Origin of the sequence: Variovorax paradoxus (assembly GCF_000834655.1) — a bacterium.
Taxonomy (GTDB): domain Bacteria; phylum Pseudomonadota; class Gammaproteobacteria; order Burkholderiales; family Burkholderiaceae_C; genus Variovorax; species Variovorax paradoxus_F.
The window spans coordinates 1-26,323 of sequence record NZ_JXQQ01000033.1 but is presented as its reverse complement, the minus strand read 5'-3'; the positions used below and the strand labels follow the sequence as shown (position 1 = coordinate 26,323).

25 protein-coding genes and 1 pseudogene are annotated in these 26,323 nt (G+C 67.3%); 17 read left to right on the top strand and 9 right to left on the bottom strand.

All coding sequences use genetic code 11. From position 1 onward, the window contains the following. Positions 1-76 precede the first annotated feature (76 nt). A complete protein-coding gene (locus RT97_RS15490) occupies positions 77-1,540 on the bottom strand; it encodes a sensor histidine kinase (RefSeq protein WP_042579798.1) in 1,464 nt (487 codons plus the stop codon). 32 nt (positions 1,541-1,572) lie between these two features. After that, on the bottom strand, positions 1,573-2,307 hold the full coding sequence (locus RT97_RS15485) for a response regulator transcription factor (RefSeq protein WP_042579687.1): 735 nt from the start codon (positions 2,305-2,307) through the stop codon (positions 1,573-1,575). A gap of 97 nt (positions 2,308-2,404) precedes the next feature. Between RT97_RS15485 and RT97_RS15480 the strand changes: the two are divergent. The 4 genes and pseudogenes from RT97_RS15480 to msrA form a co-directional block, all read left to right on the top strand. Continuing rightward, positions 2,405-3,034, top strand: a pseudogene (locus RT97_RS15480) (cytochrome b/b6 domain-containing protein); the annotation flags it as partial. 142 nt (positions 3,035-3,176) lie between these two features. Next, the gene (locus tag RT97_RS15475) at positions 3,177-3,968 is read left to right on the top strand and encodes a molybdopterin-binding protein (RefSeq protein WP_042579686.1); all 792 of its coding nucleotides are present in this window, start codon (positions 3,177-3,179) and stop codon (positions 3,966-3,968) included. A 76-nt stretch (positions 3,969-4,044) separates the two neighbouring features. Continuing rightward, positions 4,045-4,281, top strand: a complete 237-nt coding sequence (locus tag RT97_RS15470; RefSeq protein ID WP_042579685.1) for a pentapeptide MXKDX repeat protein — start codon at positions 4,045-4,047, stop codon at positions 4,279-4,281. 93 nt (positions 4,282-4,374) lie between these two features. Continuing rightward, positions 4,375-5,076, top strand: a complete 702-nt coding sequence (gene msrA / locus RT97_RS15465; protein ID WP_042579684.1) for a peptide-methionine (S)-S-oxide reductase MsrA — start codon at positions 4,375-4,377, stop codon at positions 5,074-5,076. Positions 5,077-5,085: 9 nt separating this feature from the next. On the opposite strand, the gene RT97_RS15460 is transcribed toward msrA, so the two are convergent. Genes RT97_RS15460 through RT97_RS15440 form a run of 5 tightly spaced genes read right to left on the bottom strand, consistent with a single transcriptional unit; the run spans position 5,086 to position 10,721 of the window. Continuing rightward, positions 5,086-6,381 (bottom strand): acetyl-CoA hydrolase/transferase family protein, encoded by a 1,296-nt coding sequence (locus RT97_RS15460; RefSeq protein WP_042579683.1) that lies wholly within the window; start codon positions 6,379-6,381, stop codon positions 5,086-5,088. 9 nt (positions 6,382-6,390) lie between these two features. Further along, entirely contained in the window at positions 6,391-7,416 is a 1,026-nt protein-coding gene (locus RT97_RS15455; protein ID WP_042579682.1) for a class I fructose-bisphosphate aldolase, read from the bottom strand. Positions 7,417-7,463: 47 nt separating this feature from the next. Continuing rightward, positions 7,464-8,636 (bottom strand): NAD(P)/FAD-dependent oxidoreductase, encoded by a 1,173-nt coding sequence (locus RT97_RS15450; protein WP_042579681.1) that lies wholly within the window; start codon positions 8,634-8,636, stop codon positions 7,464-7,466. Positions 8,637-8,655: 19 nt separating this feature from the next. Further along, a complete protein-coding gene (locus RT97_RS15445) occupies positions 8,656-9,561 on the bottom strand; it encodes a delta(1)-pyrroline-2-carboxylate reductase family protein (RefSeq protein ID WP_042579680.1) in 906 nt (301 codons plus the stop codon). An 11-nt stretch (positions 9,562-9,572) separates the two neighbouring features. Continuing rightward, positions 9,573-10,721 (bottom strand): branched-chain amino acid ABC transporter substrate-binding protein, encoded by a 1,149-nt coding sequence (locus RT97_RS15440; protein ID WP_437184101.1) that lies wholly within the window; start codon positions 10,719-10,721, stop codon positions 9,573-9,575. A 185-nt stretch (positions 10,722-10,906) separates the two neighbouring features. On the opposite strand from RT97_RS15440, the gene RT97_RS15435 reads away from it, so the two are divergent. Then, positions 10,907-11,800: a LysR substrate-binding domain-containing protein gene (locus tag RT97_RS15435; protein WP_042579678.1), complete on the top strand. Its 894-nt coding sequence runs from the start codon at positions 10,907-10,909 to the stop codon at positions 11,798-11,800. A 6-nt stretch (positions 11,801-11,806) separates the two neighbouring features. Here the strand turns inward: RT97_RS15435 and RT97_RS15430 are convergent, their stop codons facing one another. Continuing rightward, complete coding sequence (locus tag RT97_RS15430) at positions 11,807-12,835, bottom strand: aldo/keto reductase (RefSeq protein WP_042579677.1); 1,029 nt, start codon at positions 12,833-12,835, stop codon at positions 11,807-11,809. 123 nt (positions 12,836-12,958) lie between these two features. On the opposite strand from RT97_RS15430, the gene RT97_RS15425 reads away from it, so the two are divergent. The 4 genes from RT97_RS15425 (at position 12,959) to RT97_RS15410 (ending at position 15,662) form a co-directional block, all read left to right on the top strand. Next, positions 12,959-13,411: a GNAT family N-acetyltransferase gene (locus tag RT97_RS15425; protein ID WP_042579676.1), complete on the top strand. Its 453-nt coding sequence runs from the start codon at positions 12,959-12,961 to the stop codon at positions 13,409-13,411. 14 nt (positions 13,412-13,425) lie between these two features. Further along, the gene (locus RT97_RS15420) at positions 13,426-13,851 is read left to right on the top strand and encodes a PaaI family thioesterase (protein WP_042579796.1); all 426 of its coding nucleotides are present in this window, start codon (positions 13,426-13,428) and stop codon (positions 13,849-13,851) included. Between the two features lie 427 nt (positions 13,852-14,278). Next, positions 14,279-14,902 (top strand): HAMP domain-containing histidine kinase, encoded by a 624-nt coding sequence (locus RT97_RS32130; RefSeq protein WP_172672211.1) that lies wholly within the window; start codon positions 14,279-14,281, stop codon positions 14,900-14,902. 25 nt (positions 14,903-14,927) lie between these two features. Further along, complete coding sequence (locus tag RT97_RS15410) at positions 14,928-15,662, top strand: extensin-like domain-containing protein (protein WP_052810675.1); 735 nt, start codon at positions 14,928-14,930, stop codon at positions 15,660-15,662. 9 nt (positions 15,663-15,671) lie between these two features. Here RT97_RS15410 and RT97_RS33825 read toward each other — a convergent pair whose 3' ends face one another. Beyond that, positions 15,672-16,022: a hypothetical protein gene (locus RT97_RS33825; protein WP_042579675.1), complete on the bottom strand. Its 351-nt coding sequence runs from the start codon at positions 16,020-16,022 to the stop codon at positions 15,672-15,674. A gap of 573 nt (positions 16,023-16,595) precedes the next feature. Here RT97_RS33825 and RT97_RS15400 point away from each other — a divergent pair. From RT97_RS15400 to RT97_RS15365, 8 genes are all read left to right on the top strand, one after another. Further along, positions 16,596-17,582 (top strand): MurR/RpiR family transcriptional regulator, encoded by a 987-nt coding sequence (locus tag RT97_RS15400; protein ID WP_042579674.1) that lies wholly within the window; start codon positions 16,596-16,598, stop codon positions 17,580-17,582. After that, positions 17,579-18,535 (top strand): isoaspartyl peptidase/L-asparaginase family protein, encoded by a 957-nt coding sequence (locus tag RT97_RS15395; protein WP_042579673.1) that lies wholly within the window; start codon positions 17,579-17,581, stop codon positions 18,533-18,535. Before RT97_RS15400 ends, RT97_RS15395 begins: the two co-directional genes overlap by 4 nt. Before the next feature lie 29 nt (positions 18,536-18,564). Further along, positions 18,565-20,442 carry a dipeptide ABC transporter ATP-binding protein gene (locus RT97_RS15390; protein ID WP_042579672.1) on the top strand — a complete coding sequence of 626 codons (1,878 nt, stop codon included), beginning with the start codon at positions 18,565-18,567 and terminating at the stop codon, positions 20,440-20,442. Positions 20,443-20,498: 56 nt separating this feature from the next. Then, positions 20,499-22,052 carry a glutathione ABC transporter substrate-binding protein GsiB gene (gene gsiB, locus RT97_RS15385; RefSeq protein ID WP_042579671.1) on the top strand — a complete coding sequence of 518 codons (1,554 nt, stop codon included), beginning with the start codon at positions 20,499-20,501 and terminating at the stop codon, positions 22,050-22,052. An 80-nt stretch (positions 22,053-22,132) separates the two neighbouring features. Continuing rightward, the gene (gene gsiC / locus RT97_RS15380) at positions 22,133-23,053 is read left to right on the top strand and encodes a glutathione ABC transporter permease GsiC (protein ID WP_042579670.1); all 921 of its coding nucleotides are present in this window, start codon (positions 22,133-22,135) and stop codon (positions 23,051-23,053) included. 10 nt (positions 23,054-23,063) lie between these two features. Beyond that, positions 23,064-23,990, top strand: a complete 927-nt coding sequence (gene gsiD, locus RT97_RS15375; protein ID WP_042579669.1) for a glutathione ABC transporter permease GsiD — start codon at positions 23,064-23,066, stop codon at positions 23,988-23,990. Between the two features lie 10 nt (positions 23,991-24,000). Then, the gene (locus RT97_RS15370) at positions 24,001-25,083 is read left to right on the top strand and encodes a DmpA family aminopeptidase (protein ID WP_042579668.1); all 1,083 of its coding nucleotides are present in this window, start codon (positions 24,001-24,003) and stop codon (positions 25,081-25,083) included. Then, a complete protein-coding gene (locus RT97_RS15365; RefSeq protein ID WP_042579667.1) occupies positions 25,080-25,901 on the top strand; it encodes a M55 family metallopeptidase in 822 nt (273 codons plus the stop codon). Before RT97_RS15370 ends, RT97_RS15365 begins: the two co-directional genes overlap by 4 nt. The last annotated feature ends 422 nt before the right edge of the window (positions 25,902-26,323 follow it).

Below are 26,323 nucleotides of genomic sequence, written 5' to 3'. Positions count from 1 at the left end.
CTGGGTGGATTGCGCCGCCCTTGTAGCACCGACCACCTTCCGCGGGCAAACACGTTGCCCCCGGCGCACGCAACGCTCAAGCGCTGGCCGCGCCGCCCAACTGGAAGCGGAACACCGCGCCCTTGCCCGCCTGCGGCACCAGCCGGATGTCGCTGCCGTGCAACTGCAGGATGCGCTGCACGATCACCAGCCCCAGCCCGCCGCTGCCCGAGCCGTCGCTGCGCGCGCCGCTCATGAACACCGGCCGCACGAAAAGCCCCTTCTGCAACTCGCCCGGAATGCCGGGGCCCGTGTCGCTCACCTGCACCGCCACGCCGCCCACACCGGCATGTGCGGGCCGCAATTGCACCTCGATTTCGCCGCCGTCCGGCGTGTGGCGGATGGCGTTGTCCAGCAGGTTGGTCAGCACGCGCTCGATCATCCCGAGGTCGGCCGACACCACCGGCAGGCCCGGCGCGATGTCGGGCTTGAGCTGCTGGTGCCGCGCTTCGGCCGCAAGCTCGAATTTCTGGAACACGTCCTGCACCAGGTCGGCAAGCGCGAAGTTCTCCTTCTCGGGCTTGACCACGCCGTATTCGAGCCGCGCAAGCTCGAAGAGCTCCTGCGCGAGACGGCCCACCTTGCGGCTCTGGCCGAGCGCAATTTCCAGATAGCGCCGGCGCTCTTCGTCGCTGAGGGTGCCGGCCTTGAGCAGCAGCGTTTCGAGGTAGCCGTGCAGCGATGTGAGCGGCGTGCGCAGGTCGTGCGAAATGTTGGCGAAGAGCTCGCGGCGCTGCTGGTCCTGCAGCGTGAGTTCGCGCCATTGCTCGGCGATGCGGCGCGTCATCTGCGTGAAGGCCTGGCCCAGCAGCGCGATCTCGTCGCTGCCGTGCGAGAGCCGCTCCAGCGTAGGCGTCTCACTCTGGAGCGAGGCGACGCCCTCGGTCTCGAAGCGCTTGACCGCCTTCGTCAATTCGCGCAGCGGCCGCGTGATGAGCCAGAACGCCGCCAGGCCCGCGATGAGTCCGAGCAGCGCCACCAGCGCCATCGACCACAGCGTGGTGCGCAGCACGTTGTCGGTCGCGACGTTGGCCGCGAGCGCGTCGTAGTCCTCGCCCTGCAGCACGACGTACACATATCCCGCATCGCGCCCGCCCATCTTCAGCGGTGCGGCGCTGAACACCTTGGCCGCATTGGCACTGCGCGGGTCGTCGCCCACGATGGGCAGCGGCGCGCCCGAGAGGAGCTTCCGGATCGGCTCCAGCGCCACGCGCTCGCGCTTCAGGTGCCCGGGCGGCGCGGCCTGCGCCTCGATGCGGCCGTCGAGAGCCAGCAGGTAGACCTCCACGCTCGGGTTGACGGCCATCAGCTTGTCGAACAGGTCCTTCACCGCGGCCTGGTTGAGGCCGCCGGGCTGCATCAGTTCGGAGTTCTCGGCGATGTGCGCGGCGAGCCCGCCCGAGAGGCGCTGCACCACCTCCTGCTCGTGCAGCCCGCTCGATCGCATCTGCAGCCAGGCCGAGGCGCCGCAGCAGGCCAGCAACAGCACCGCAAACACCATCGAGAGGCGGCGGGAGAGCGTGGCCCAGGCGATCACGCGGCGCCCTCGTCTCCAGTGCCCGTGCCGGTGGGCGAGAGCTTGTAGCCCCGCCCCCACACGGTGAGGATGCGCCGCGGCTCCGCCGGATCAGCCTCCACCTTCGTGCGCAACCGGTTGATGTGCGTGTTGACCGTGTGCTCGTAGCCGTCGTGCTGGTAGCCCCACACCTGGTTGAGCAGATCGAGCCGCGAGAACACCTTGCCGGGGTTGCGCGCAAAGAAGTACAGCAGGTCGAACTCGCGCGGCGTGAGCTCGATGAGCTTGCCGTCCACGCGCACCTCGCGCGCCAGCGGCTCGATGTCCAGGTTGCCCAGCGTGAGGCTGCCCGACTCCATGCGCGCATTGCGCGCGAGTGCATCGGTGCGGCGCATCAGCGCCTTCACGCGCGCCACCAGCTCCAGCACCGAGAAAGGCTTGGCCAGGTAGTCGTCGGCGCCCAGCTCAAGCCCCAGGATGCGGTGCACTTCGCTGGAGCGGGCGCTGATGATGATGATCGGCGTGTAGCGCGCCATGGCCCGCGCGCGGCGGCAGATCTCCAGGCCGTCGACGCCCGGCAGCATCAGGTCGAGCACCAGCGCGTCCCAGTTGCCGCGCTCCAATTCGCGCAGGCCCGCATGGCCGTCGGCGGCATGTTCGACGGCATAGCCCTCGTCGCGCAGGTGCATGCGCAGCAGCTCTGCGATGTGGGCGTCGTCCTCGACGATCAGCACGCGTTTGGGGGTGTCCATGGCCGCGATTGTCCCGCGATACGGATTCCCGAGTTATCACGATTAATTGAACTTTGCGTGATGAATCGGCCATGGGGTGCGCCCAAGAATCCACCCCATGAACAGCACCGCCCTTGCAACCGTTGCACCCGATGCCCGCCCCATCCACCCGTTGTGGATGCGCATCACGCACTGGCTCAACGCCTTGGCCGTGCTCGTGCTGGTGACCAGCGGCTGGCGCATCTACAACGCGGCGCCGTTCTTTCCGTTCAGCTTTCCGAACTCGATCGCGCTCGGCGGCTGGCTCGGTGGCGCCCTTCAGTGGCACTTCGCGGCGATGTGGCTGCTGGTGTTCAACGGCTTCTTGTACCTGGCCATCAACATCGCGAGCGGCCGCCTCGCTGCCAGGTTCTTCCCGGTCACGCCGGCCGGCATCTGGCACGACGCCATCGCTGCGCTCAAGGGCAAGCTCTCGCATGCCGACCCGCGCCGCTACAACAGCGTGCAGCGCCTGGCCTACCTGTTCGTGATGCTCGACATCGTGGTGATCGTGCTCTCAGGCCTGGTGCTGTGGAAGTCCGTGCAGTTCGCCGTGCTGCGCGACCTGCTGGGCGGCTACGAGTTCGCGCGCCGCATCCACTTCTTCGGCATGGCATCGCTCGTTGCTTTCGTCGCCCTGCACCTGGTGATGGTGGCGCTCGTGCCCCGCACCCTCCTCACCATGATCCGCGGCCGTGCGCCAGAAACGAAGCTCTCCCCCAGTCTCCGCGCACTTCGTGTCGCTCCGCCACCCCCCTTCCGGGGGCGACACCAGCGGCCCGGCGAAGCCGGTTCCGCGGTGTCCCACGAAGAGACCTCGCAACTTACGCAGCACAGCGCAGGAAAATGACGTGAAGATCTTCAAAGCCCCCGAGATGACCGGCGTCGATGGCGATGCCGTGGTGCGCGAGGCCCGCACGCTGATCGCGAAGAACCTCGACCAGCCCGCGCGCCGCGCCTTCCTGCAGCGCTCGCTCACGCTGGGCGGCCTCTCGCTGCTCACGGGCTGCAGCATCAGCGACGACAGCCATGTGGAAGCCGCGCTCTCGAAGATCTCGCGCTTCAACGACAAGGTGCAGGGCCTCATCTTCAGCCCCACGCAGCTGGCCGAGACCTTCCCCGAATCGATGATCACGCGGCCGTTTCCGTTCAACGCCTACTACGGCGAAGACGAGATCCGCGAGGTCGACGAAGCGAGCTACAAGCTCGAAGTGACCGGCATGGTCGCCGACAAGCGCAGCTGGACGCTGCCCGAATTGCGCGCCATGCCGCAGCACGACCAGGTAACGCGGCACATCTGCGTGGAGGGCTGGAGCGCCATCGGCAAATGGGGCGGCGTGCACTTTGCGGATTTCCTGCGCCACATCGGCGCGGACACGACCGCCAGGTACGTCGGCTTCAAGTGCGCGGACGACTACTACACCAGCATCGACATGCCCACCGCGCTGCACCCGCAGACGCTGCTCGCGCTCACCTACGACGGCCAGCCGCTGCCGCCGAAGTACGGCTTCCCGATGAAGCTGCGCATGCCCACCAAGCTTGGCTACAAGAACCCCAAGCACATCAAGGCGATGTTCGTCACCAACACCTACACAGGTGGCTACTGGGAAGACCAGGGCTACAACTGGTTCGGAGGGAGCTGAGGCGTCCTCTACGACGCCTGAACTGCCGATGAAAAGCGCGAAAGCGAAAGCAAAAACCTCAACTCAAGGACTTCCAATGAACAAGCTCACCGCAACCCTGCTCGCAACCTGCATGGCCTTCGCCGGCGCCTCGGCCTTTGCCGCGGACACCATGGCGAAGGACGGCATGGCCAAGGACGGCATGAAGAAAGACTCGATGGCCAAGGATTCCATGTCGAAAGACGGGATGAAGAAGGATTCGATGGCCAAGGACTCGATGTCCAAGGACGCCATGAAGAAGGACAGCATGGGCAAGGACGAGATGAAGAAGTAAGTCGCACGCCATTGACGGCCGGTGGATTCGGCGGCAATGTCGCCGCCATCGGCTTCGTGCATCCGCGCGCCAACCTCCCCTGAAGGACAAACCATGAAATCCCTCGCACTCACCGCCGGCGCACTGGCTGCCGCAGCCCTGGTCTGGTATGCCGTGCCCTCGTTCGCCGAACCGGCCCGCCGCGTGCCCGCCCCCACCGCCGAGCTCGTTGCCCCGGCCACCGCGAAAACCGAAACCGCCGTGTTCGCGGGCGGCTGCTTCTGGGGCGTGCAGGGCGTGTTCCAGCGCGTCAAGGGCGTGAGCAACGCGGTGTCGGGCTACGCCGGCGGCGACGCCAAGACCGCGCGCTACGACGAAGTGGGCTCGGGCCGCACCGGGCATGCCGAATCGGTGCGCATCACCTACGACCCGAAGCAGATCAGCTACGGCAAGCTGCTGCAGATCTATTTCTCGGTGGCCCACGACCCGACCGAGCTGAATCGCCAGGGCCCGGATACCGGCACGCAATACCGCTCCACCGTGTTCGCCGAGAACGCCGAGCAGGCCCGCATCGCCAAGGAGTACATCGCGCAGCTGAACCAGGCCAAGACCTTCGGCAAGCCGCTCGCGACCACCATCGAGACGGCCAAGCCCTTCTACGCGGCCGAGGACTACCACCAGGACTACCTCACGCTCAACCCGAGCCAGCCCTACATCGCGATCAACGACATGCCCAAGATCGACGACCTGAAGAAGCTGTTCCCCGAGAGCTACAAGGCCACGCCCTCGCTGGTGCGCGGCACCAAGGCCGGTTGACGAGCCGGGTCAGAGCAGCTTCGCGCGCCTGGCCTGGTCGGTGAGTTCCGCCCGGAAATCCGGGTGCGCGATTGCGATGAGCTCCTCTGCCCGCCGTTTCGCCGATTTGCCGCGCAGCTGCGCCACGCCGTACTCGGTGACCACGTAGTTGATGTCGTTCTTGCTCGTGCTCACATGCGTGCCGGGCGAGAGCGAAGGCACGATGCGCGAAATGGTGTCGCCCCTGGCCGTCGAAGGCAGCACGATGAACGCCTTGCCGCCGCGCGAGCGGTTGGCCGCCCGCACGAAGTCCGACTGCCCGCCCGTGCCCGAGTACGGCGCGTGCCCGAGGCTCTCGGAGCCGCACTGGCCCAGCAGGTCGATCTGCAAGGTGGCGTTGATGGCGACGAGGTTGTCGTTGAGCCCGGCCAGCGCCGGGTCGTTGGTGAAGTTCACCGGGTGCATCTCCAGCGACGGGTTGCGGTCCATGAAGCGGTAGAGCTTGCTGGACCCCAGCGCGAAGGTGGCGATGGTCTTGCCCGGCAGGTAGTTCTTTCGGCGGTTGGTGACGGCGCCGCTCTCGACCAGCGTCAGGATGCCGTCGCCGATCATCTCGGTGTGGATGCCCAGGTCGTGCTTGTGCGTGAGCTGCATCACCACCGCATCGGGGATGCCGCCGTAGCCGATCTGCAGCGTCGAGCCGTCGTCGATCAGGTCGGCCACGTGCTTGCCGATCGCCTCCTGCACGGGGCCGATCTTCGGGAGGCCCACTTCCATGACGGGCGCATCGCTTTCCACGAGCGCCGCCACCTGCGAGATATGCACATGGCAGTTGCCGTGCGCAAAGGGCACGTTCGGGTTCACTTCGAGCACCACGGCGCGCGCCTTGGCGATGGCGGCCATCGTGTAGTCGGCGCCCAGGCTCACGGCGAAGTAGCCGTGCGGGTCCATCGGCGAGGCCATGCTGAAGACCACCTCGGCGGGAATCTGGCCGCGCTCGATCTGCGCGGGAATCTCCGAGAAGTAGTTCGGAATGAAATCGATCCAGCCCTCCTGCCCGCCCGCGCGCGTGGCGCCGCCGAAGAACAGCGCGACGTGGCGCACGTGATCCACCGTCTCGGGGTCGATGTAGGCGTACTTGCGCATCGCGAGGATCTGCGCGACCTTGACGTCGCGGAAATCGCGGCGCTGTTCCGACAGCGCCGTGAGCAGCGACGGCGGCTCGCCGACGCCGGTCGGCACGATGATGAGATCGCCGTTGCGCACGAGCCGTACCGCATCGGCGGCGGAAACGCGCTTCTTCGCGTACAGGTCCTGGACAGTCATTCGTGCTTTCTATCGTGGCGCGTCGGCCTGCGCGTCGTAGGTGCCGCCGCGTGCGGCCTTGTTGCAGCCCGTGCGGAACACGAGCGCCTTCTGGGCCTCCGCGACATTGGCGGCCTGGCCTTTCCACAGATCGAGTGCCGGCTGCTGCACGGCGCGCGAGAACGAGAAGGTCAGCGCCCACGGCATGCGCGACTTGAACTTCGCATTCATCGTGTTGAGCCGCGCGGAAGCCAGCTGCGCCGATTGCCCGCCCGAGAGAAATGCAACGCTCGGCACCGCGGCAGGTACCGTGCGCAGCAGGCACGCGACCGTGGCGTCGGCCACCGCGTCCACGCTGTCCTGCGTCTTGCCGGCTTGCCCCGGCAGCACCATGTTCGGCTTGAGCAGCATGCCTTCGAGCAGCACGCCCTGCGCGTTCAGTTCGATGAACACTTCGCGCAAGACCTCTTCGGTCACCTCGGCGCAGCGCGCGAGCGAATGGCCGCCATCCATCAGCACTTCGGGCTCGACGATGGGCACCACGCCCGCCTCCTGGCACAGCGCCGCATAGCGCGCGAGCGCATGTGCATTAACCTCGATGCAGGCCCGCGTAGGCAAGCCGTCGCCGATGGCGATCACGCCGCGCCATTTGGCGAAACGGGCGCCCATGCCGACGTACTCCGCGAGCCGCTCGCGCAAGCCATCGAGGCCTTCCGTCACGGTCTCGCCCGGATGGCCGGGCAGCGCCTTCGCGCCCGTATCGACCTTGATGCCGGGGATGATTCCCGCATCGGCCAGCGCCTTGGCAAAGGGCTTTCCGGCGTTGGTGGTCTGGCGGATGGTCTCGTCGAACAGGATCGCGCCGCTGATGCTGTCGGCTAGGCCGGGCGCGGTGACGATCAACTCTCGCCAGTCGCGCCGCGCGCTCTCGGTCTGCGGGATGTTCAGCGCGGCGAAGCGCTTGTTGCAGGTGGCGTTGCTCTCGTCCATCGCGAGCAGGCCCTTGTCGCCGGCGACCAGCGCCTGTGCGGTATCGATCAATGTCTGTGCAGTCATTGGGGCACCTTTCTGCCGGGCATGGTACGCCCGCGCCCCGGCCGCAGCTAGATCACGTTCTTCTCGAGCAGGGGTTTGTTCTCGAGGATGCGCGCGAACGAGACCGGCGAAAGATCGAGGCTGCGGTATTGGCCGAAGCGGATCAGCTCCGCGATGCCGCGCCCCGCGGCGGGACATTGCTGCAGCCCGTGGCCCGAGAAGCCGTTGGCGAAGAACAGGTTCTCGCAGTCCGGGTGCAGGCCGAGGATCGCGTTGTGGTCGAACACGTTCATTTCGTAGTAGCCGGCCCACGCGCCGGTCATGCGGATGGCTTCGAAGGCGGGGATCCGCTCGGCGAGCGCGGGCCAGATGAGGTCGTCGAAAGCGCCGTATTCGACATCGAGCGGCGCATCGTCGTGGTCCTGGTCTTCGGGCGGCGCGAAGCCGCAGATGAACTGGCGGCCTTCAGGACGCAGCCAGATGCCGGAGGTGTCGATGACCAGCGGGCAGCCCGGCAGCGTCTCCGGGCACGAGAAGCTGAACACGCTGCGGCGGCGACCGCGCACCGGCAGGTCGATGCCGGCCCACCCGGCCACCTTCGCGGCCCAGGCGCCGGCGGCGTTGACGACGATGTCGGCTTCGAGCGTGTCGCCGGTGTCGAGCTGCACGCCGGTCACGGTGCGGCCATCGCGCCGCAGCCCGGTGGCATGCGCCTGCACGTAGCGCGCGCCCTGCGACGCGGCCTTCTTGCGAAAGGCCTGCAGCAGGCTGTAGCCGTCGTACCAGCCCTCGCCTGAAAGGCCCAGCGATGCGAGTTCGACGCCTTCGGTCGATATCCACGGAAAGCGCGCCTTGAGTTCATCGGGCGCCAGCAGCGCCACGTCAACAGCGTGCGCCTTCTGCATCGCATGGTTCTCGCGCAGCACATCGACGCCCGCGGGTGAAGCCAGGTACAGGTAGCCGGGCTCGACCAGGCCGATGTCCGGCACGTCGTCGCCGACGCGCAGGGTCTGGCCCAGATGCCGGAAGAAATCGATGCCGTAGAGCGACATCTCGATGTTGATGGCGGTGGAGAACTGCTGCCGGATCGAACTGGCCGACAGCGCCGACGACGCCTGCCTGTACGAGAAGTCGCGCTCGACCACCGTGACCTCGAAGCGCTCCGCCTCCGGGTCGTTGGTCAGGAAGTAGGCGATGGCCGAACCGATGGCCCCGCCGCCGATGATCACCACTCGACGCATGAATGCCCTCTTCCTTGCTTCATCGTTGCTCTCGATGCGTGTACGCCAGCTGCGCCGCCGCCAGGTCCCACAGCGCATGGCCCACGGTCTTGATCAGCACCGGCCGGTCTTGCGCTGCCGGCTCCGCGTTCGCGAAGGCCTGCACGCTGGACCAGTCGATGCCCGCCTGGATCAGGTCGCCCGCCTCGGCGCGCGCGCCCTCCAGCGTATCCACAAACACGGCGCAGCGGCGCACGAGTTCGGGCGACACTTCGGCCATGTCGGCGCGGTAGGCGCCGACGGCGATGAGGGTGGCGTCCGGCCGCACCTTCGGCGGGATCACCGGTGTCGAAGAACTGGTCGTGGCGACGATCACGTCCGCATCTTCCGAAACCTGCGCCGGATCGGCGATCTCGCTGGCGTCCACGCCGAGCGACCGCATGTGCTGCGCCAGTTGCTCGGCATGGGCTTGCGTGCGTGCATGAATCCACAGCTGACGCACGCCGGCGACTTGCGCAAACGCCTCGGCATGCGAGCGCGCCTGCACGCCCGCGCCGATCAGCAGCATGCGGCCACTGACGTCTCGCCCTGCCCTCGCCGCCCCGGCGAGCGACAGCGCCGCGGTGCGGCGCGCGGTCAGCACATTGCCGTCCATCGCGAGCAGCCGGGTGCCGGTGACGGCATCCATCAGCGTGACCTCGCCCTGCACCACGGGCAATCCGATGGCTGCGTTGCACGCATGCACGGTCACGGTCTTGAGCGCGGCAAAGCGGGCGTCCGCCGCAGGCATCAGCAGCAGCACGCCGCCATCTGCGAGCGGCACCGAGGTTCGGGTCGCGGCATGCGCCTCGCCCCGGTGCTCCCGGTCGAACATCTGCAGCAGCGCCTCCACCAGCGCGCCATAGGGCAGCGCAGCCGCCGTTTCCGCCGCGTCCAGCGTCCGCATGTGCTGCGTGTTCAGGAGCCGGCCACGCGGACGCGCTTGCCGTCCTTGTAGGTGAAGACGGTGAAATCCGGCTTCTGCAGGTTGCCCTTGGCATCGAAGCTGATGGCGCCGGTGACGCCATCGAATTTCACCTTGCGCATCGCCGGGAGGTACGCCTCGGGCTCGACCGAGTTGGCCGCGCGCATGCCGGCGGCCAGCGCCATCATCGCGTCGTAGAGGTACGGCGCGTAGGTCAGCACCTCCACGCCGAAGCGGGCCTTGTAGCGCTGCTCGAACTCGGCGCCCTTGCTGGTCTTTTCGATCTCCTTGCCGCCGCGCGTGCAGTAGAGCAGGTCGTCGACCGCGCCGGCGCTGATCTTGGCGACCTCGTTGGTGCACAGGCCGTCGGTGCCCAGCAGCTTGGCCGTGATGCCCAGCTGCTTCATCTGCCGCGCGATGAGCCCGCCCTGCGCGTCCATGCCACCGTAGAAGACCACGTCGGGCTGCTTGGCCTTGATGCTGGTGAGGATGGCCATGAAATCGGTCGCCTTGTCGCTGCCGAACTCCTGCGCGACGATGGTCCCGCCCAGCCCCTTGACGCCGCGCGTGAATACCTCGGCGGCGCCCTGGCCGTAGGCGGTGCGGTCGTCGATCACCGCGATCTTCTTCGCCTTCAAGTCTTTCACCGTGAAATCGGCGATGGCCATGCCCACGTCGTCGTCGCTCGCCAGGATGCGAAAGACGTTGTCGTAGCCCTGCCTGGTGAAGGTCGGGTTGGTGGCGGTCGACACGTCGGGCAGGCCCGCGCGGCTGTAGACGGCCGAGGCCGGAATCGCGGCGCCCGAGTTGAAGTGGCCCAGCATGCCCTTGACGCCCATGTCGGCCAGCTTGTTGGCCACCACCATGGCCTGCTTCGGGTCGGCCTGGTCGTCTTCGGACTGCAGCACGAACTTGATCTTCTTGCCGCCGATCACGAGGCCCTGCCTGTTCAGGTCTTCGACCGCGAGCCGCGCGCCGTTGTCGTTGTCCTTGCCCCAGTGGGCCGCGCCACCGGTGAGCGGGCCGGCATGGCCGATGGTGACGGTCTGCTCGGCCTGCGCGAGCGCGGCGGCGGGCAGGCCCAGGACGGAAGCCACTGCAATGCCCAGGGCAGAGGTTCGTGCAGTACAGCGGGTGCGCAGAACAATCATCGGAAGTCTCCTCATATCGTTGGCGGGGGTCGAGACGCAGAATAGGATCGCGGCGGCATGCGAAACAAACGCTAAATGCGCACAACGTTGTGCAGCGCCGGAAGGACAGGCGACAACGAAACGCCGGGCACGGCAGGTGCTTGCGGCAGCAGCACAGAAGAGACAACAGGCATTCGATGAGAAAAGACATTCCCAACCTGGGCGCGCTGCAGGCCTTCGAGGCCTCGGCGCGGCTGGGGAGCTTCACCCGCGCGGCGGCCGAGCTGGCGTTGACGCAGAGCGCGGTCGGGCGGCAGGTGGCGATGCTGGAGCAGCGGCTGGGCGTGCCGCTGTTCTCGCGCGTGCGCAGGCGCCTGACGCTCACCGACGTGGGGCGCGAATACGCGGCGCGCATCCGCCGGCACCTGGACCAGATCCGCCGCGACACGCTGGAGATCAGCGCCGGCCACGACATGGGCTTCGTGCTCGAACTGGCGGTGGTGCCGACCTTCGCGACGCAGTGGCTCATTCCGCGGCTGCCCGATTTCAGCCGGCTGCATCCGAACATCACGGTGAACCTGTCGGCGCGTTCGCAGCCCTTTTCGTTCCAGGAAAACGCCTACGACGCAGCCATCTATTTCGGCGACCAGTTCTGGCCCAACACGCGCGGCGGGCTGATCTTTTCAGAGGGCGAGATGGTGCCGATCTGCAGCCCCGCGTTCCGCGATGCCAACGGGCCGTGGGACGAGGCAGGCTTCGAGCGCTGCCGCCATGTGCACCTGAGCACGCGCGCGCATGCATGGCGCGACTGGTATGCGCAGCAGGGCTGGGACTACACGGTGCACGCCTCGCGCGGGCCGCGCTACGAGCTCTTCACGATGGTGGTGGCCGCCACGGCCGCGGGCATGGGCGTGGGCCTCGCGCCGCGCATCCTGATCGAACACGAGCTGCGCACCGGCGAACTCGTCATCCCCGTGGACCGGCACCTCGACGTGCCGCAGGGCTATTACTTCGCCTACCCCGAAGGCCGTCCGGCCTCCGGGGCGCTGGAGCACTTCAAGCAGTGGGTGCTTGGCCTCACACCGAGGTAGACCTGCCTAGACCGGGTTCGGGTTGCGCTCCAGAAATCCCTGCTGGTGCCAGTACGGATAGGCCCGCGTCACTGCGCTGGCCGCATCCAGCTCGGCGACCTGCGCGGGCGTGAGGTTCCAGCCCACCGCGCCGAGGTTCTGGCGCAGTTGCGTTTCGTCGCGCGCACCGACGACGACGCTCGACACCGTCGGCCGTTGCAGCAGCCAGTTGAGCGCGACCTGCGGCACGGTCTTGTCGATTTCCTTGGCGACCTTCTCCAGCGCATCGACCACGCGGTACAGCAGCTCGTCGGCCACCGGTGGCCCCATGTCGGCGGTCACGTGCAGGCGGCTGTTGGCGGGCAGCGGCTGGCCGCGGCGGATCTTGCCCGTGAGCCGGCCCCAGCCGAGCGGGCTCCAGACCACGGCGCCCACGCCCTGGTCTTGTGCGAGCGGCATCAGTTCCCACTCGTACTCGCGGCCTATGAGCGAGTAATACGCCTGGTGCGCCACGTAGCGCGCATAGCCGTAGCGCTCCGACACGGCCAGCGACTTCATCAGATGCCAGCCAGAGAAGTTCGACGCACCCACATAGCGCAGCTTGCCGGCGCGCACGAGGTCGTCGAGCGTGGACACGGTTTCTTCGACAGGCGTGCTCGCATCGAAGCCGTGCAGCTGGAAGAGGTCGATGTAGTCGGTGCCCAGGCGTTTGAGCGCGCTGTCGACCGCTTGCACGAGGTGATGGCGCGACGACCCCACTTCGTTCGCGCCCGGGCCGCTGCGGAACGTGGCCTTAGTCGAGAGGATGAGCTTGTCGCGCGGCCGCCCCTTGATGGCCTCGCCGAGCACCGATTCAGCGGCGCCGTCGGAGTAGATGTCGGCGCTGTCGAACATGTTGACGCCCGCGTCGATGCAGATGTCGATGAGGTTGCGCGCCTCGGCCACGTCGGTGCTGCCCCAGGCGCTGAAGAACTCGCCCTTGCCGCCGAACGTGCCGGTTCCAAAACTCAACACGGGAACCTTGAGGCCCGATTTGCCCAGATGACGGTATTCCAAAGTGCTACTCCTTCGAAGAATGAAGCGGCGGGCCGACCGGCGCGCCGTGGCGGCATTGTTCGCCGGGGCGCTGAACCCCGTCGCGAGTCGGGGTTTGCGGGGCCGCTGGGTAACATCGGCCGGATGCAGATCGCCATCGAGAAACCCGACCAACCCGACGTCATTGAGCTCATCGACGACCTCGATGCGTACCAGAAGCCCCTCTATCCGCCGGAGAGCCACTACGGCATCGACATTGCGGCGCTTTCTGCCCCGAACGTGCTGTTCGCGGTTGCGCGCGACGAGGCGGGCATGGCGATCGGCTGCGGGGCCATCGTCATGGAGCCCGGATACGGCGAACTCAAGCGGATGTACGTGCGGCCCGAGCGCCGCGGACAAGGCGTTGCGGACAAGGTGCTTGCATTCCTCGAACGCGAGGCGATGACCAAGGGCTGCGCGCTGTTCAGGCTGGAAACGGGTGTGAGCCAGCCCGAGGCGCTGTCGTTCTATGCGCGCTCGGGCTATGCGCGGCGTGAACGCTTCGGGCGGTATCCGGAAGATCCATTGAGTGTTTTCATGCAGAAGGACGCGGGCTGAGGCCGGCGATGCACATGAGCGATATCCAGCAAAGAATTTCGGCCAGCTTCGACGCGCAGGGCCTCATGAAGACCATCGGCGCGAAGCTCGCATCGGTGACCGACGGCGAGGTGCAGATCGAGATGCCGTTCTCCACCGCCCTCTCGCAGCAGCACGGCTATGTGCATGCCGGCGCGATCACGAGCCTGGTCGACAGCGCCTGCGGCTATGCGGGATTGACCAAGGCGCCACCGGGGTTCGAGGTGGTCACGGCTGAATTCAAGATCAACTTCGTGCGGCCCGCGCTCGGCGAGCGCTTCCTGGCCATCGGCCGGGTGCAGACTTCCGGAAAGCTCCTGGCCGTGTGCACGGGCGAGGTCCGCGCCTTCACCGGCGATGGGCCCGACTACAAGGTGGTCGCCCTGATGCAGGCCACCATCATCAACGCGCGCGGCGACTGATCCGGACGGGTGCACCTGCAGCGCGCGGCGTGCGCCTACAAGCGGTGTTGCAAAACCTGACATCGCGCCGGCCCCCGAGCACGCACCATGACTCGTCGATGCGCTGGCCCCCGCCGTCCGGGCCGTCGATATCACGGACCGCCGGCCACGGCGCTCCCTGAACACCCCACACGGCTTGCCGAGAAATTCCATGCCAGACACGCTGCTGTTCGAGGATTCACGCTTGCCGAAATGGACGCCCGCCTCATCCCCCGCCAAGGGCCCTGCCGCGCCTCGAACCTCGGGCGCGCACCGCGCGTCGGTCGGATGGGCCCTTTCTCACTGGTCCGCGGCGGCGCACGCCGTGCCGCCGCGACCGGATCTCTCGCCGCCGCCCCTCGCGCCTGCGCACGACTGCGAGAGGCTCATCCACGCCGCGGTGCACGACATGCGCAACTCGCTGTCCGCCATCCGCCTGGGCGTCGAGCTGCTCGCGCGCCGGGGCGACCGGCAGCAGCCCGACGCGGTGCTAGAGCACATCGACCATGCCGCGGACCGCGCGATCGAGCGGTCCGAAGATCTCGCGGACCTGTGCCGGCTTGCTACCGGCAAAAACCTCCACATCGCCGCCAAGCCTTTTTCGCTGCACGCAGCGATCCGGCAAGCGATCGATGAACTTGCCCCCGCAGCGCCGCACGCCACGCACACCGTCTTCGAGCACGACCGGCTGGGCGACGGCGACTGCTGCGGCGATGCGGCCCGCATCGCGCAATTCCTGGCCCTGGCCTTCGAGGAGCTCGCCAGTTCGGGGCCGCCGGCACGGGTGATCGTCGTGAGCGAAGTGGCCGGCGACCGGTTTCGCGTCGCCATCTGCGAAAGCGCCACGCCGGTAGAACGGCAAGGCGAGACGCGGCCCGACGCATTGCTCGCTCGCACGCGGCGGCGCGCGCTGTTGCAGGGCATTGCGAGTGCACACCAGGGCCACGTCGAGTTCGACAGCGCCCGCGGCGACCGCCCGTCGATCGAGGGCAGTTTCCGGAGCGTCCGGCGCGGACCGCCGGCTGGCCACTGAAGGCCGCGCCCTGTCCGCACCACCTGTGCCTCCTGCGCGTTCGTCACGCCGCGGCCTGTGGACCGGCCTCGCGCTGTGCGCGGCGCTCGCAGCAGGCGCCTGGGCGGCGCTGACGGGCGCCGTCGAAATCCCCGAGCGCATCAACCCGTGGGCGCCGCTCGACGTGAGGGCCGAGCCCGACTGGCTGACCGGCTTCAAGCTCGCACGCGCCCGCCGCGATCCCACGCGCTGCCTCGCGGCGCTCACACGAACCGGGATGCAATACGACCTGCTGCCCGACCGCGTGACCGGCGAAGGCTGCGGCTTCGAGAACGCGGTGCTGTTGCGCTCGGCCGGCGTGCGCCTGGGCTCGCCGCCTTCATTGAGCTGCCCGATGGCGCTTTCTTTCTACATGTGGGAGAAGCACGCGCTGCAGCCTGCCGCGAAGCAGCACTTCGGCGAGCCGGTCGTCGCCATTGCGCACCTGGGCAGCTATGCGTGCCGCAACGTGAACCGCGGCGAAGGCGCGGTGCCGGGCGCGGCGCGCAGCAGGCACGCGACCGCCGATGCATTCGATGTGGCCGGCCTGACGCTGGCCGGCGGGCAGCGCATCACGGTGCGGCGGGACTGGTCCGGCAACGGCAATCCGGCAGACCTGCTGCTGCGCGATGCGCATCGCGGGGCCTGCCGGTTCTTCGACGGGGTGCTGGGGCCCGACTACAACGCGGCGCACAGCGACCACTTTCACCTGGAGACGGGCGGCTATTCGATGTGCCGCTAGCGCTGCGCCCTAGGAGCCGGATGGGCTTGGTGCAAACACGCTCGGGACCATCGCCGCGCGCATGGCCTGCACGGCCTTGTCGACCGACTCGATGCGGCGACTAAGTTCCTCGTTGACGACGCGCATCAACGCACTGAGTTCGTTGCGCGTCGGATTCAGCTCTTCGGCATCGTCCGGATCAGCCGACACGATGAGCTTTTCGAGGCACGCGTAGGCGCTGTGCACCTCGCGAAGACTGTCGGTGTCGTCGCAGACTAGCAGCGTCAAGGACGCGGCGGTGTCTTGCTCGGGGTCGAAGGCGATGTGATCGCCCTCAGAACAAATGGAAGATTGCGCTGCAGCGCCAGGGGTCATGGCCATATGGCCTCCAAGGAGTGTGATTTGATAAATCGCCACTTCCAACGCCAATTGGAGGCGGCGACTCGAACGGGTTGGCGTACCGGACACCCCTTGCGAGAACCGGCGAGCCTCGCGGCTCCCCGCCCGAGCCGCCAAAAACTGGAGGCACGAACGACAAAGCCGCAGAGTCTCTACGGAGAAATCTGCGGCTTTCGTCGCAGGGTGTATTGGGACGCCAATCCCATGCGCGCCTTTTTTTGACGTGCGAGGCGCAGTGTATCTCCGGCCAGTCTCAAGGCCTACGCAACGCGGTCCTCGTGCCGCCGCGCGATCAGCTTCTGAAGTCGCGCACTTGCCGCGTTGTGGGCAAAGACTGAACGCCCCGGGGAAACCCCTAGAAGCCGAACCCGCGGCGAACCTCGAGCACGCGCTGCCAGAGGAGCAGTCGCGCAATCTTCGTCTTTCTCGAACCCCCTCACCGCTGGCCCGCTCCTTGCAACCTCGTCCGAAAATGACAGAAAATTTTCAGAATTGACTTATATTTGAAAACTGGTTTTCACAAAACGCACACTTTCAGGCGCCTCCGCACCATCCATGAGCACCCCCGTCGACACCCCAGGCACCACCGTGGCCCAGCGCATTGCGCAGGCGCTGCCGCGGCTGACGCGTTCGCATCGGCAGGTGGCCGACTACGTGCTGGAGCATCCGCTGCAGGTCGCGACGCTGCCGATCGATGAGCTCGCGGCCGCGGCGGGCGTCTCGGTCGCGACGGCCAACCGCTTCGCGCGTGCGCTGGACTTCGACGGCTACGCCACCTTCCGCGCCGAGCTCGTGCGCGGCTTCGAGTCGCTGGTCGCGCCGGTGGAGCGCCTGCGCGGCAACCTGGAGCACCCGACCACGGTGGCCGAGGTGTTCGCGACTGCGCTGGACGAGAGCCGCCGCAACATCGAGGCCACGCGCCAGTCGCTCGACTACGCCGCCTGCGAAGCCGCGGTGGAGCGCATCGGCAAGGCGCGCTCGGTCTACATCGCGGGCTTCGGCGCCAGCGGCTGGCTCGCGGGCCTGTTGCAGCACGGGCTGGACAGCAGCTGCAGCGACGTGCGCCTGCTGCCGGGCGTGAGCGGCGTGACGCATGCGGCCCGGTCGCTCATGCATGCGGGCCCGAAGGACGTGTTCATCGGCCTCACGTTTCCGCGCTACCTCACCGACACCGTGCTGCTCGCGCAGATCGCGCGCGAACAAGGCTGCGGCGTGATCGCGCTCACCGACCGGCCGACCTCCCCGATGGCGCCGCTCGCCGACATCGCGCTCTACTGCCAGACCGAAACCAACTACCGCCCGAACTGCGAGACCAGCGTGCTCGCGCTGGTCGAGGCGCTCACCAGCGCCGTCGCGCTGCGGGCACCCGACCCGGTGCAGTCCGCGCGCCGCACGCTGCAGGTGCTGCGGCCCTGGCTGCACGGCGCGAACGGGCTGCCGCGCATCGACGGCATTGCCGCCCGGACGGCCGGTGCCGCCGGTGCATCCGATGCCGCCGCCCTGAACGGCGCCGGCAAGAAGAAAAAGAAAGCTACCCGATGAAGAACACCACGCCCGTCATCGCCATCCACGGCGGCGCCGGCACCATCAGCGCCGCCACGACCAGCACCGCGCAGGCGCAGGCGTACCACGACGCGCTGCAGAACATCGTGCGCGCCGCGCAGGCCGCGCTGCTCAAGGGCGCATCCGCGCTCGACGCCACCTGCCTCGCGGTCGAAATGCTCGAGGAGTGCCCGCTCTTCAACGCAGGCCATGGCGCGGTCTTCACGCACGAGGAAACCCACGAACTCGATGCCGCCGTGATGGACGGCGCGACGCTCGCCGCCGGCGCGATCGCTGGCGTGAGCCACGTGCGCCGCCCGGTGCGCGCCGCGCGTGCCGTGCTCGAAGACGGCGCGCACGTGCTGCTGGCCGGCGCAGGCGCCGAGGCCTTCGCGCGCGACCACGGGCTCGAAATGGTCGAGCCCTTCTTCTTCTCGACCGAGGCGCGCCGCCAGCAGCTCTACCGCGTGCGCGACACCGGCCGCGTGGTCACCGACCATGAAGGCGCCGCGATGACGCCGCCGCTGGACGAAGACAAGAAATTCGGCACCGTCGGCGCGGTCGCGCTCGACATGCACGGCCACCTCGCCGCCGCCACTTCGACCGGCGGCATGACCAACAAGCGCGTCGGCCGCATCGGCGATTCGCCGCTGATCGGCTCGGGCACCTATGCCGACGACCGCACGGCGGCCATCTCGTGCACCGGCAGCGGCGAAATGTTCATCCGCGTTGCTGCCGCCCACGACATCTGCGCGCGCATGGCCTACGGCGGCGCGACGCTCGAAGCGGCCACGCATGCCGTGGTGCACCATTCGCTCCCCGCCATCGGCGGCACCGGCGGGCTGATCGCCGTCGACCGCCACGGCAACCTGAGCCTCGCCTTCAACACCGAAGGCATGTACCGCGGCCATGCGCGCGGCGACGAAGCGCCGATTACGGCCATCTTCGCCTGACGCGCGCCCCCTCTTTTCCTCGCACTCCCATGTCTACCCCTGCCCTCGCCCTGCCGGACGGCCGCGTTCTCGCCGTCGACGACCTCACCGTGCGCTTCTCGACCTCCGAGCGCACTGTCGATGCCGTCAAGCACCTGTCCTTTCACGTCGACCATGGCGAAACGCTCGCGGTGGTGGGCGAATCGGGTTCGGGCAAGTCGGTCACCTCGCTCGCGCTGATGCGGCTGGTGGAGCACGGCGGCGGGCGCATCCTGGGCGGCCGCATGGCGTTTCGCCGCCGCAACGGCGAAGTGCTCGACCTGGCGCAGGCGCGCGACGGCACGATGCGCGGCATCCGCGGTGCGGACATCGCGATGATCTTCCAGGAGCCGATGACGTCGCTGAACCCTGTGTTCACCGCCGGCGAGCAGATCGCCGAGGCCATCCGCATCCACCAGAACAAGGACAACACGGCCGCGCGCGCCGAGGCGCTGCGCATGCTCGAACTCGTGCGCATTCCCGAGGCGCGCAACGTGCTCGACCGCTTTCCGCACCAGCTCTCGGGCGGCATGCGCCAGCGCGTGATGATCGCGATGGCGCTCTCGTGCAAGCCGCAGCTCTTGATTGCCGACGAGCCCACCACCGCGCTGGACGTGACGATCCAGGCGCAGATCCTGCAGCTCATCCGCGAGCTGCAGAAAGAGATGCGCATGGGCGTGCTCTTCATCACGCACGACATGGGCGTGGTGGCCGAAATCGCCGACCGTGTGCTCGTGATGTACCGCGGCGACAAGGTGGAAGCGGGCTCGTCCGACACGGTGTTCGCGGCGCCGCAGCACCCCTACACGAAGGCGCTGCTCTCGGCAGTTCCCAAGCTCGGCGCGATGCAGGGCACGGACCTGCCGGCCAAGTTCGAACTGCTGCGCACCGAGGGCAGCCCCGACACCGTTCCTTGCACCAACACCACGCCGCAGACCACCGTGCGCGAAGAGGCCGGCCCGATCCTGCGGGTGCGCGACCTCGTCACGCGCTTCGACGTGCGCAGCGGCCTCTTCGGCCGCGTGAAGCGCCGCGTGCATGCGGTGGAAAAGATCAGCTTCGACCTGTACCCCGGCGAAACGCTGGCGCTGGTGGGCGAATCGGGCTGCGGCAAGTCGACCACCGGCCGCTCGCTGCTGCGCCTGGTCGAGAGCCAGAGCGGCGCGATCGAGTTCGGCGGCCAGAACATCCGCGAGCTGCCCACGCGCGAACTGCAGGCGCTGCGCCGGAACATCCAGTTCATCTTCCAGGACCCGTTCGCCTCGCTCGATCCGCGCGTGACGGTGGGCTTCTCGATCATGGAGCCGCTGCTCATCCACAACATCGCCAAGGGCGCCGAGGCGCAGAAGCGTGTCGACTGGCTGCTGCAGAAGGTGGGCCTGCCGCCCGAGGTGGCGCAGCGCTATCCGCACGAGTTCTCGGGCGGGCAGCGGCAGCGCATCGCGATTGCGCGTGCGCTCGCGCTCAACCCCAAGGTGGTCGTGGCCGACGAATCGGTGTCGGCGCTGGACGTGTCCATTCAGGCGCAGATCGTCAACCTGATGCTCGACCTGCAGCGCGAGTTGGGCGTGGCATTCCTCTTCATCTCGCACGACATGGCGGTGGTCGAGCGCATCAGCCACCGCGTGGCCGTGATGTACCTCGGCCAGATCGTGGAGATCGGCCCGCGCCGCGCGGTGTTCGAAGCGCCGCAACACGCCTACACCCGCAAGCTGATGGCCGCGGTGCCGGTGGCCGACCCATCGCGCCGCCACAAGCCGCGCGCGCTGCTCGAAGGCGAGATCCCGAGCCCCATTCGCGCAGTGGGCGACGAGCCCGACGTGCCGCCGCTGGTGCAGGTTGCGCCGGGGCATTTCGTTGCACGCCACGCCATTGGCGGGGCCTTCTGATTTTCTTAACCGCAGGCCCGTCCTGTTTTTTCTCACGAACCGACTGGAGTTCTTCCATGAAGCAATCTTCTTCCTCCCTGCGATGGGCATCCGCACTGCTGGGCCTGGCGGCACTGGCCGCATCGGGCGCGGCACTCGCCTCCAAAGACGTGGTGCTGTCCATCGGCTACCAGCCGGAAACGCTGGACCCGTACAACACCAACACGACCATCACCACGGCCGTGACCAAGACCTTCTATGAAGGCCTCTTCCAGTTCGACAAGGACCTGAAGGTGCAGAACGTGCTCGCCGAGAGCTACGACGTGTCGAAGGACGGCCTGGTCTACACCATCAAGCTGCGCACGGGCGTCAAGTTCCACGACGGTACCGACTTCAACGCCGAAGCCGTGAAGGTCACGCTCGACCGCGTGCTGAACCAGGACAACAAGCTCCTGCGCTACAACCAGTTCAACCGCGTGGGCAAGGTCGAAGCGCTGAACCCGACCACCGTGCGCATCACGCTGAAGGAACCCTTCGGCCCCTTCATCAACTCGCTGGCCCACGCATCGGCTGCGATGATTTCGCCCACGGCGCTCAAGAAGTGGGGCAACAAGGACATCGCCTTCCACCCCGTGGGCACCGGCCCCTTCGAGTTCGTGGAATGGAAGCAGACCGACGCGGTCAAGGCCAAGAAGTTCGACGGCTACTGGAAGAAGGGCTTCCCGAAGATCGACAACCTGCAATGGAAGCCGGTGCTCGAGAACAACACGCGCGCCGCGATGCTGCAGACCGGCGAAGCCGACTTCGCATTCCCCATTCCCTACGAGCAGGCCGAGCTGCTGAAGAAGAGCGACAAGCTCGAGGTGGTGGCCTCGCCTTCGATCATCACGCGCTTCCTGGCCTTCAACATGCTGGTGAAGCCGTACGACAACCCGAAGGTGCGCGAAGCCATCGGCTACGCCATCAACAAGGAAGCGCTGTCGAAGGTCGCGTTCGGCGGCTATGCCTTCCCCGCGCAGGGCGTGATGCCCCAGGGCGTGAAGTTCGCCGAGAAGATGGCGCCGATTCCCTACGACGTGAAGAAGGCCAAGGCCCTGCTGACCGAAGCCGGCTACCCGAACGGTTTCGAATCGGTGCTCTGGAGCGCCTACAACAACACGACCAGCCAGAAGACCATCCAGTTCGTGCAGCAGCAGCTCGCGCAGATGGGCATCAAGCTGCAGGTGCAGGCGCTCGAAGTGGGCCAGCGCACCGAGCAGGTGGATGCATGGCCCGATCCGAAGACGGCCAAGGTGCGCATGTACTACACGGGCTGGTCGTCGTCCACGGGTGAAGCCGACTGGGGCCTGCGTCCGCTGTTCGCTTCGGAGTCGTGGGCGCCGAAGCTGAACAACATGTCGTTCTACAAGAGCGACGTGGTGGACAACGCGCTCGCCAAGGCGCTGATCACGGTGGACGACAAGGAAAAGGCCGCGCTCTACAAGACCGCGCAGGACGAGATCCGCAAGGACCTGCCGCGCGTGCCGCTGGTGACCGAGCAGAACCTGTCGGCCCACGCCAAGCGCCTGTCGGGTGTGTACGTGATGCCTGACGCGAACATCAACATCGACGCCATCTCGGTGTCGAACTGATCGCGGCTTCTTCGTTTCCTGACTGACTGTCCGGTGGGCGGTGGCACGGTGCCATCGCCCGCACGCGACACCCGCACCCCATGCTGAATTACTTTCTCAAACGCCTGCTGGGCCTGATCCCGACGCTGCTCATCGTGGCCGTGCTGGTGTTCCTGTTCGTGCACATGCTGCCCGGCGACCCGGCGCGCCTTGCGGCCGGCCAGGAGGCCGACGAGCAGACCGTGTCCATGGTCCGCGCCGAGCTCGGGCTGGACAAGCCGCTGCCCCAGCAGTTCGTGAACTTCTTCACCCACATGCTGCAGGGCGACTTCGGCACCTCGATCCGCACGCGGCGGCCGGTGTCGACGGAGATCGGCGAGCGCTTCTTCCCGACGGTGATGCTGACCATCACCAGCATGGTGTGGGCGGTGATCTTCGGCATGGGCATCGGCATCGTTTCTGCCGTGTACCGCAACAAATGGCCCGACCGCCTCGGCATGACGCTGGCGGTGTCGGGCATCTCTTTCCCCGCATTTGCATTGGGCATGCTGCTGATGCAGATTTTTTCTGTGCAACTGGGCTGGCTGCCCACGGTGGGCGCCGCGACCTGGAAGCACTACATCCTGCCCTCGGTCACGCTGGGCGCGGCCGTGGCGGCCGTGATGGCGCGCTTCACGCGCGCCTCGTTCGTCGAGGTGATCCAGGAAGACTTCGTGCGCACCGCGCGTGCCAAGGGCGTGCACGAATCGCGGGTGGTCTTCAAGCACACCCTGCGCAACGCGCTGATCCCCGTGGTGACGATGATGGGCCTGCAGTTCGGCTTTCTGCTGGGCGGCTCCATTCTTGTGGAGGCTGTCTTCAACTGGCCGGGCCTCGGTCGCCTGCTGGTCGATGCGGTGCAGATGCGCGACTACCCGGTCATCCAGACGCTGGTGCTGTTGTTCTCGCTCGAGTTCATTCTGATCAACCTGGTGGTCGATGTGCTGTACGGCTACATCAACCCCACCATTCGCTACAAGTGAGCACGCCGACATGACGCAAGCTTCCGGCGTGCCTGCCGACACCCTTCTGCCGACCTCCCCGGTCGCCACCCTCCAGCACGCCGGCAAGGTCCGCACGCCCTGGGGCGAATGCTGGCGCCGCTTCAAGAAGCAGCCCGTGGGAATCGTGGCCGCCATCTTCGTGTTGCTGCTGGTGTTCGTCGCGGTGTTCGCACCGTGGATCGTGCCCTTCGATCCCGAGAACTTCTTCGACTACGACATGCTGAACAGCGGGCCCTCGGCCACGCACTGGTTCGGCGTCGATCCGCTGGGCCGCGACATCTTCAGCCGCATCCTGGCGGGCGCGCGCATCTCGCTGATGGCGGGCTTTCTCTCGGTGCTGGTGGGCGGCTTCATCGGCACGGCCTTCGGCCTGCTCGCGGGCTACTACGAAGGCTGGTGGGACCGCATCGTGATGCGCATCTCGGACGTGCTGTTCGCCTTTCCCGGCATCCTGCTGGCGCTTGGCGTTGTCGCCATTTTGGGCAGCAGCATGACCAACGTGGTGGTGGCGGTGTCGGTGTTCAGCGTGCCGGCGTTCGCGCGGCTCGTGCGCGGCAACACGCTGGTGCTCAAGCAACAGACCTACATAGAGGCCGAGCGCAGCATCGGCGCGTCGGACTGGACGATCATCGTGCGGCACATCCTGCCGGGCACCATCTCTTCCATCGTCGTGTACTTCTCGATGCGCGTGGGCACCTCGATCATCACGGCGGCCAGCCTCTCGTTCCTGGGCATGGGCGCGCAGCCGCCGACGCCCGAGTGGGGTGCGATGCTCAGCGAAGCGCGTGCCGACATGGTGACCTCGCCGCACGTGGCGCTGTTTCCGAGCCTGGCCATCTTCTTCACCGTGCTCGCCTTCAACCTCCTGGGCGATGCACTGCGCGATGCGCTCGATCCGAAGATCGACCGCGAGTAACCCGTTTTTCATGGCATCGACGAACACCCTGCCCTACATCGGCACCCTGCTGCAGGGCCCGCGCAACGCCATCACCGACGTCGAAGGCGTCACGGTCGGCCACCGGACGCTGGACGACGGCGGCGTGCAGACCGGCGTGACGGTGATCCGTCCGCATGCGGGCGACCCGTTCCGCGACAAGGTGCCGGCCGCGGCCGTGGTGCTCAACGGCTTCGGCAAGAGCGTGGGGCTGGTGCAGCTGGAAGAACTCGGCGTGCTGGAGACACCCATCGCGCTGACCAACACCTTCTCGGTCGGCACGGTGGCGACGGCGCAGATCCGGCATTGCCTCGCGGCCAACCCCGAGAGCGGCCGGTCGCTGCCCACGGTGAACCCGCTGGTCTTCGAGTGCAACGACGGATTTCTGAACGACATCCAGCGGCTCGCGATCGCCGAGGCTGATTACTTGCTAGCGCTCGATGCCGCCGGCCCCGACTTCGCGCAGGGCTCGGTCGGCGCGGGTCGCGGCATGTCGAGCTTCCAGCTCAAGGGCGGCATCGGCAGCGCCTCGCGGCGCGTGTCGTCTCCCTGCGGCGAGGTGCACACGGTGGGCGCGCTCGTGCTGGCGAACTACGGGCGCCAGCCGCAGCTGGTGCTGGCCGGCCACGCGATCGGCGAGCGGCTGGCCGCACAGCAAGGCACCGCCGAATGCAAGGAGCCCGAGAAGGGCTCGATCATCATCGTGGTCGCGACCGACGCACCGCTCGATGCGCGCCAGCTGCGGCGCCTCGCGCTGCGCGCGGGCGCGGGCCTTGCGCGCACCGGCTCGGTCTTCGGCCATGGCAGCGGCGACATCGTGCTGGCGTTCTCGACCGCCTACACCGTACCCGACCGCGTCGACCGCCCGATGCCGACGATCGCGATGGTGCACGACGGGCTGCTCGACGGCCTCTTCCAGGCCGCGGCCGACAGCACCGAGCAGGCCATCGTTCACGCGCTCTGGCGCGCGACGGCCGTGACAGGCCGCGACGGCAACCACCGGGCGGCGCTCTCCGAGGTGCTGCCGCCCTCTTCCCTTTTCTTCTCTTCCGCGGAGGCGCACGCCCACCCATGAAAGTCCTGATCTCCACCGACATCGAAGGCGTTGCGGGCGTCTACCACCAGGAGCAGGCACGCCAGGGCAACCCCGAGTACGAACGCGCGCGCCTCTTGATGGCGCAAGAGGCCAACGCAGCCATCGCCGGCGCCTTCGACGCGGGCGCGACCGAGGTGCTGGTGAACGACTCGCACGGCGGCTTTCGCAACATGCCGCCCGACGTGCTGGATGCGCGTGCCCGTGTCATTCAAGGCAAGCCGCGCTACCTGAGCATGGTGGCGGGCGTGGAAGAAGAAGGCGTGCAGGCGGTCTGCATGGTCGGCTATCACTCGCGCGCGCAGGGGCGCGGCATTCTGGCGCACACGATCAACAGCTTTGCCTTTGCCAGCATTTGCCTGGGCGAGCAGGAGCTGGGCGAAGCGGGCCTCTATGGTGCGCTGGCCGGCGAGTATGGCGTGCCCGTGGTGATGGGCAGCGGGGACGATGTGTTCATCGCCGAGAACCGGGCGCTGTTTCCGCATGCGACGTTTGTGGAGACCAAGAAGGCGACTGGGTTCAACAGTGGGGTGTCGCTTTCGCCGGAGCAGTCGCGATTGGCGATCCGCGCCGGGGTGGTTGAGGCGCTGGCTGCGCGGGGCAGTGCAAGGCCGCTGGTTTTCGAGGGGCCGCAGGTGGTTACCTTGCGTACACAGTCGCCGATGATGGCTGATCTGTTCTGCCAGTGGCCTACGTTCGAGCGGGTTGATGGCGTCACGTTGCGCTTCACTGCTGACACGGTGGAAGGGGCGGTGCGCATGCTGAACTGCTGTTCGGCTATGTCTTCTATGTTGCGTTGAGCTTTTCTTCTTGAGGTCGGAGGCCGGGTCTCGGCCCGGCGGCCGACCTACTTTTCTTTGCTTCGCCAAAGAAACGTAGGCAAAAGAAAGGCGACCCTGCTGTCTGCGTCCCTTCGCTTCGCTACGGGCAACCTGCGGTGCTCGCGTTTCGCGGGGTCTCGCCCAAACTCGCTTCGCTCAAACAAGGGCGAGCCCTGATCCGCGAAACGCTGCGCTCCTCGGCGCATACAGAAGGGCTTTCAGACGCGCCATTGCTGCGCTCGGCTTTCGAGACATTCGGGCCTTCGCTTCGCTCGGCTTGGATTGGCTCTAGCTACGACGATGGGTCCTTGTTCCACTCGGCCTGGATTGGCTCCCTCCCCTTCCGGGGGAGGGTTGGGGTGGGGGCACGCGACGTTCTTGTTAAGCGCTGCCGTGTAGCG

Coding starts and splice junctions, on each gene's coding strand:
- RT97_RS15490 (WP_042579798.1), bottom strand. CDS start 1,540: ATGGTGTTTGCGGTGCTGTTGCTGGCCTGCTGCGGCGCCTCGGCCTGG.
- RT97_RS15485 (WP_042579687.1), bottom strand. CDS start 2,307: ATGGACACCCCCAAACGCGTGCTGATCGTCGAGGACGACGCCCACATC.
- RT97_RS15470 (WP_042579685.1), top strand. CDS start 4,045: ATGAACAAGCTCACCGCAACCCTGCTCGCAACCTGCATGGCCTTCGCC.
- msrA (WP_042579684.1), top strand. CDS start 4,375: ATGAAATCCCTCGCACTCACCGCCGGCGCACTGGCTGCCGCAGCCCTG.
- RT97_RS15460 (WP_042579683.1), bottom strand. CDS start 6,381: ATGACTGTCCAGGACCTGTACGCGAAGAAGCGCGTTTCCGCCGCCGAT.
- RT97_RS15455 (WP_042579682.1), bottom strand. CDS start 7,416: ATGACTGCACAGACATTGATCGATACCGCACAGGCGCTGGTCGCCGGC.
- RT97_RS15450 (WP_042579681.1), bottom strand. CDS start 8,636: ATGCGTCGAGTGGTGATCATCGGCGGCGGGGCCATCGGTTCGGCCATC.
- RT97_RS15445 (WP_042579680.1), bottom strand. CDS start 9,561: ATGCGGACGCTGGACGCGGCGGAAACGGCGGCTGCGCTGCCCTATGGC.
- RT97_RS15435 (WP_042579678.1), top strand. CDS start 10,907: ATGAGAAAAGACATTCCCAACCTGGGCGCGCTGCAGGCCTTCGAGGCC.
- RT97_RS15425 (WP_042579676.1), top strand. CDS start 12,959: ATGCAGATCGCCATCGAGAAACCCGACCAACCCGACGTCATTGAGCTC.
- RT97_RS15420 (WP_042579796.1), top strand. CDS start 13,426: ATGAGCGATATCCAGCAAAGAATTTCGGCCAGCTTCGACGCGCAGGGC.
- RT97_RS32130 (WP_172672211.1), top strand. CDS start 14,279: ATGCGCAACTCGCTGTCCGCCATCCGCCTGGGCGTCGAGCTGCTCGCG.
- RT97_RS33825 (WP_042579675.1), bottom strand. CDS start 16,022: ATGGCCATGACCCCTGGCGCTGCAGCGCAATCTTCCATTTGTTCTGAG.
- RT97_RS15400 (WP_042579674.1), top strand. CDS start 16,596: ATGAGCACCCCCGTCGACACCCCAGGCACCACCGTGGCCCAGCGCATT.
- RT97_RS15395 (WP_042579673.1), top strand. CDS start 17,579: ATGAAGAACACCACGCCCGTCATCGCCATCCACGGCGGCGCCGGCACC.
- RT97_RS15390 (WP_042579672.1), top strand. CDS start 18,565: ATGTCTACCCCTGCCCTCGCCCTGCCGGACGGCCGCGTTCTCGCCGTC.
- gsiB (WP_042579671.1), top strand. CDS start 20,499: ATGAAGCAATCTTCTTCCTCCCTGCGATGGGCATCCGCACTGCTGGGC.
- gsiC (WP_042579670.1), top strand. CDS start 22,133: ATGCTGAATTACTTTCTCAAACGCCTGCTGGGCCTGATCCCGACGCTG.
- gsiD (WP_042579669.1), top strand. CDS start 23,064: ATGACGCAAGCTTCCGGCGTGCCTGCCGACACCCTTCTGCCGACCTCC.
- RT97_RS15370 (WP_042579668.1), top strand. CDS start 24,001: ATGGCATCGACGAACACCCTGCCCTACATCGGCACCCTGCTGCAGGGC.
- RT97_RS15365 (WP_042579667.1), top strand. CDS start 25,080: ATGAAAGTCCTGATCTCCACCGACATCGAAGGCGTTGCGGGCGTCTAC.